Below are 595 nucleotides of genomic sequence, written 5' to 3'. Positions count from 1 at the left end.
TAAGGTTTCTAAAAAAGGGTTCCACTGATAGCGTCCATCTTCGTCTGTGATGGACAAATCTGAAACAGGCTTACCAATATCATGGAACAAACCGCCAAGAGCCGCCGCGACACGCCACCTTGGTTCAAGCTCTTTTTTCTCAACCGGTGTGCCACTGGCAACAAAGATGATCCCTTCAGCTGCTTGTGCCGCCCAGAAAGCAACTTCCAACGAATGACGTAATAAACCACCAGCACCACTGTGATGATGATGCTCAGAAGCTGGCAACAAATGAACATAAGCAGCAAGATGATCAATGCAGGGTTGAATCAGCCTTTGAAAATCACGCTGATTAAAGCCTATTACCTGGCGCAGTTTGGCAATTAGCTCGTCTTGTGTGGACTGCAAATCCTCGGGTGACGCTGCTGGCAACCCCTTCAGGAATGGCGGATAGCGTGGGATTTCTGCATCCAGTTGCGATGACAGCTCTGGTAGTGCTTTTGTTTGAAAAAATAGGTTTTTGAACATAGTGAACCTCCGACACGATAGTGTGAAGGTTCAATCTGGCGTTGCCGGTTGATTAGACTCAAAAATCCGATATGTATTAACACATATG

1 protein-coding gene is annotated in these 595 nt (G+C 46.6%); it reads right to left on the bottom strand.

Annotation, left to right across the window (positions count from 1 at the left end):
• Positions 1–507, bottom strand: a 507-nt coding sequence (locus R7Z50_RS29115; protein WP_318149960.1) for a TraI domain-containing protein, incomplete at its 3' end; no start/stop codon positions are given.
• Positions 508–595 lie beyond the last annotated feature (88 nt).

Source organism: Vibrio sp. 1249-1 (genome assembly GCF_033340495.1).
This window is presented reverse-complemented; position numbering and strand designations above follow the sequence as displayed.